4 protein-coding genes are annotated in these 3727 nt (G+C 39.9%); 3 read left to right on the plus strand and 1 reads right to left on the minus strand.

Translation table 11 applies throughout. The features are described from left to right. Positions 1-1421, minus strand: a 1421-nt coding sequence (locus ABNR88_RS06975) for a fumarate hydratase (RefSeq protein ID WP_291928107.1), incomplete at its 3' end; no start/stop codon positions are given. A gap of 90 nt (positions 1422-1511) precedes the next feature. On the opposite strand from ABNR88_RS06975, the gene ABNR88_RS06980 reads away from it, so the two are divergent. The 3 genes from ABNR88_RS06980 to mreD form a co-directional block, all read left to right on the plus strand. Beyond that, positions 1512-2543: a rod shape-determining protein gene (locus ABNR88_RS06980; protein ID WP_291928110.1), complete on the plus strand. Its 1032-nt coding sequence runs from the start codon at positions 1512-1514 to the stop codon at positions 2541-2543. Positions 2544-2574: 31 nt separating this feature from the next. Further along, positions 2575-3372, plus strand: a complete 798-nt coding sequence (gene mreC / locus ABNR88_RS06985) for a rod shape-determining protein MreC (protein WP_291928115.1) — start codon at positions 2575-2577, stop codon at positions 3370-3372. Then, positions 3369-3727 (plus strand): rod shape-determining protein MreD (mreD, locus tag ABNR88_RS06990; protein ID WP_348670232.1); only part of this gene is annotated, 359 nt, incomplete at its 3' end. The genes mreC and mreD, both read left to right, overlap by 4 nt.

A 3727-nucleotide genomic window follows, 5' to 3' on the forward strand; every position in this document is an offset into this window, starting at 1 on the left:
ACTGGCATGTTTTCTACTTCAAACTCATAAATGGCTTCCATACCAATATCTGAAAAAGCGATTTTTTTAGCTTTTTTGATTGACTTTGAAATTAAAAAAGCCGCGCCACCCACAGCAATTAAATAGCTGGACTTATGCTTCTGAATACTTTTCACAGTTTGTTCGCCACGCTCTGCTTTACCAATCATGCCTAAAATATTGGTATTATCAAGCATCATATCGGTATATCTATCCATACGGGTGGAGGTGGTTGGACCAGCAGGGCCGATTACTTCATCACCTACAGCATCAACTGGACCAACATAATAAATAAACTTATTGTCAAAATCAACCCCTTTTGGCAATCCTTCGCCGTTATCTAACATTTGCTTTAAGCGTGCATGCGCTGCATCACGACCAGTGATAATGGTGCCGGTTAGCAGTAAAGTATCACCAATCTCCCAGTCATTCATTTGCTTGCGCGTAAGTGAATCAAGATCAATGCTCTTATATTTTGAATAATCCATTTCCAAATCTGGATAGATACTCATATCTACTTTTGGCAACTCAGCCACACCTGAGCCGTCCATAGAAAAATGCAAGTGTCGTGTGGCAGCACAATTAGGAATCATGGCAACTGCTTGAGAAGCGGCATGTGTCGGGTAATCTTTAATCTTAACATCAAGTACAGTCGTTAGCCCGCCTAAGCCTTGGGCGCCAATACCTAAGTTATTAATACCTGCTAACAACTCTAGACGCATTTTTTCAAGTTTGCTGGGGTTGGGTTTTTTAGCAACATCGGTAATATCAATAGGATCTAAAAGACTCTCTTTAGCCATGAGCATGGCTTTTTCTGCTGTACCACCCACACCAATACCAATAATACCTGGCGGACACCAGCCTGCACCCATAGTAGGAATCATGCTCATCACCCAATCAGACACACTAGCAGAAGGGTTAAGCACAGTAAACTTGGCTTTATTCTCAGAGCCACAACCTTTTGCCGCCACAATAAACTTCAGCTGATTACCTTTCACTACCTTTGAGTGAATAACAGCCGGAGTATTGTCTTTGGTGTTTTCTCTTGAAAATAGAGGATCTCTAACAATAGAAGCTCGCAATGGATTTTGATCAAAAGTAAAAGCGCGTCTAACCCCTTCATTAATCATTTCATCTAAGGAAAGATCGGCCTCCCAAGTAACATCCATACCCACCTCAACAAACACATTAACAATCCCTGTATCTTGGCATAAGGGCCTTTGCCCAAGGGCTGACATTTTTGAATTAATCAGAATTTGAGCAATAGCATTTTTAGAGGCATCATGCGTTTCTTTTTCATAGGCATTTGCCATAGCCTGGATAAAATCAGGCGAATGGTAATACGAAATATATTGCAAGGCGTTAAAAACGCTTTCAATCACATGTTTTTGTTGAATTTTCATATTTATAACGCCTTTAGGATTGTTGTATTTTTACTAATTATTTATAGTATTATATCTTTTTATTTCACTAATAATTAATCAGGAATTTTTATGTTTGATTTTTTCAAAGCTCAAAGTCTTTCAATTGATCTGGGTACCGCAAATACCCTTATCTACATGGATGGTCAGATCGTTTTAAATGAGCCTTCAGTTGTTGCCATTCGCCAAGATAGAGGCTCAATGGAGGCTACTGTTATTGCCGTTGGTCAAGATGCTAAAAACATGTTGGGTAGAACGCCAGGTTCAATTGAGGCGATTCGTCCAATGAAGGATGGTGTTATTGCTGACTTTAAAGTAACTGAAAAAATGCTGCAACACTTCATTCGTAAAGTCCTACGTTCTGGTTTTTTCTCACCCAGCCCTAAGGTGCTTATCTGTGTCCCTTGTGGTGCCACTCAAGTTGAGCGTCGCGCTATTAAAGAGAGCGCTGTTGGCGCGGGCGCACGTGACGTATATTTGATTGAAGAACCAATGGCTGCAGCACTTGGCGCCGGCATGGCAATCGAAGAAGCATCGGGCGCTATGGTGATTGATATTGGTGGTGGCACGACTGAAATTGCTATTATGTCTCTAAACGGCATTGTTTATTCTGACTCACTACGCGTTGGTGGCGATGTGTTTGACGATACGATTGTAAAATTTGTACGTAGAGAGCACGGCATTATCATTGGTCCAGCTACGGCTGAGCAAATCAAAGAAGAAGTTGGCTCTGCCTTTAAAACGACGGTGGTAAAAAAGATCGAATTCAGAGGTCGTGATGTTGCTAAAGGAATCCCTGTTAGCTTTGAGATTACCAATACTGAAATTCTTGAAGCTTTACAAGAGCCCCTTAAAACCATCGTTAGCTCTGTTAGAACAGCATTAGAAAAGACTCCACCGGAGCTCAGCTCAGATATTGCTGAAAACGGCCTGGTGCTAACTGGTGGTGGCGCACTATTAGACGGACTTGATAAATTAATTAATCAAGAGACCAACCTACCAGTACGCATTGCCGATGATCCATTAACTTGTGTTGCTCGTGGCGGTGGTGTAGCGCTTGATATGATCAGTAAACATAACATGGGATTTTTGGCAGCTGAGTAAAGCAACCATCACTCAATCAGGCTAGGGGAAAATGCACTTTCTTAAAATTTTTACCCCGATTGTTATCGCTATTTTTTTGATTATTTTTGATTATAAGTACGCTTATCTGAATAATTTAAGACACAGTGTTGCCACACTAATCTCACCTGTTTATATTGTAGTTAGCCTACCCGAGAAGCTCTATAACTGGATTAATGAACAAGGCACTTCGAAAGATCAACTCTTACGTGATAATCAAAATCTTGCTAATGAATTGTTAAAACTTAAAGTTAAGCTACAACAAACAGATGCATTGACTTTAGAAAACAAAAAGCTTAACACATTGCTAGAATCTAGCTACACCTTGCAGCAAGCCAAATTTACTACTGCTCGCATTGAAAATGTTGCTCGGTCTCGGTTAAAAAAACAAATTGTCATTAACAAGGGAAGTAATGATAATCTTAAAATTGGCCAGGTGGCGCTCGGTGCAAAAGGTGTACTAGGTCAGATTACACAAATCACACCAACTAACGCAAGCATCCTAATTACCAGCGACCCGACGCAATACATTCCTATTAAAAATGTTCGCAATGGCATTCAAGGCGTTAGTCAAGGTGTGGCCGAAAACAAACACCAGCTTTTTGTTAAATTCATTGAGTCTGAATCAGATGTTATGGTTGACGATATGTTTGTCAGTAGCGCTTTAGGTTCTAAATTCCCAAATGGCTACCCTGTAGGACGAGTTACCCATGTAGAGCAGCGTAAAAATGAACCTTTCATGTATATTGTACTTGAACCCATGCAACAAATTTACGATGCAGAATTTGTTGTCATCTTGGATGATTTATGAATATTCAACGCCCTTATCTTTTTTTATTCAAAATAACCTTATTTGCACTCATCCTAAGTGCACTACCGCTTCACGAAACCATTCTAGACAGCTCGCCTTTTTGGATGTTGCTACTCTACACTTACTACCTGATTCATTTTCCAGTTAAAGGGAGTTTGTTTATCGCTCTAATATTGGGTGTATTGCTAGATATTTTACAAGGAGATATCTTAGGGCAAAATGCCTTGGCACTCATTGTGGCCAGCATCTTTATTAACAATGTTAAGCAGTCTTTTTATGTCTCTAACCTTAGCACTCAGCAAGTTTATGTATTTTTATCCAGTAGTATTTATTTGGCATTTTTCTTTCTCACCTA

It is taken from the genome of uncultured Candidatus Thioglobus sp., assembly GCF_963981275.1.
Lineage (GTDB): Bacteria > Pseudomonadota > Gammaproteobacteria > PS1 > Pseudothioglobaceae > Thioglobus_A.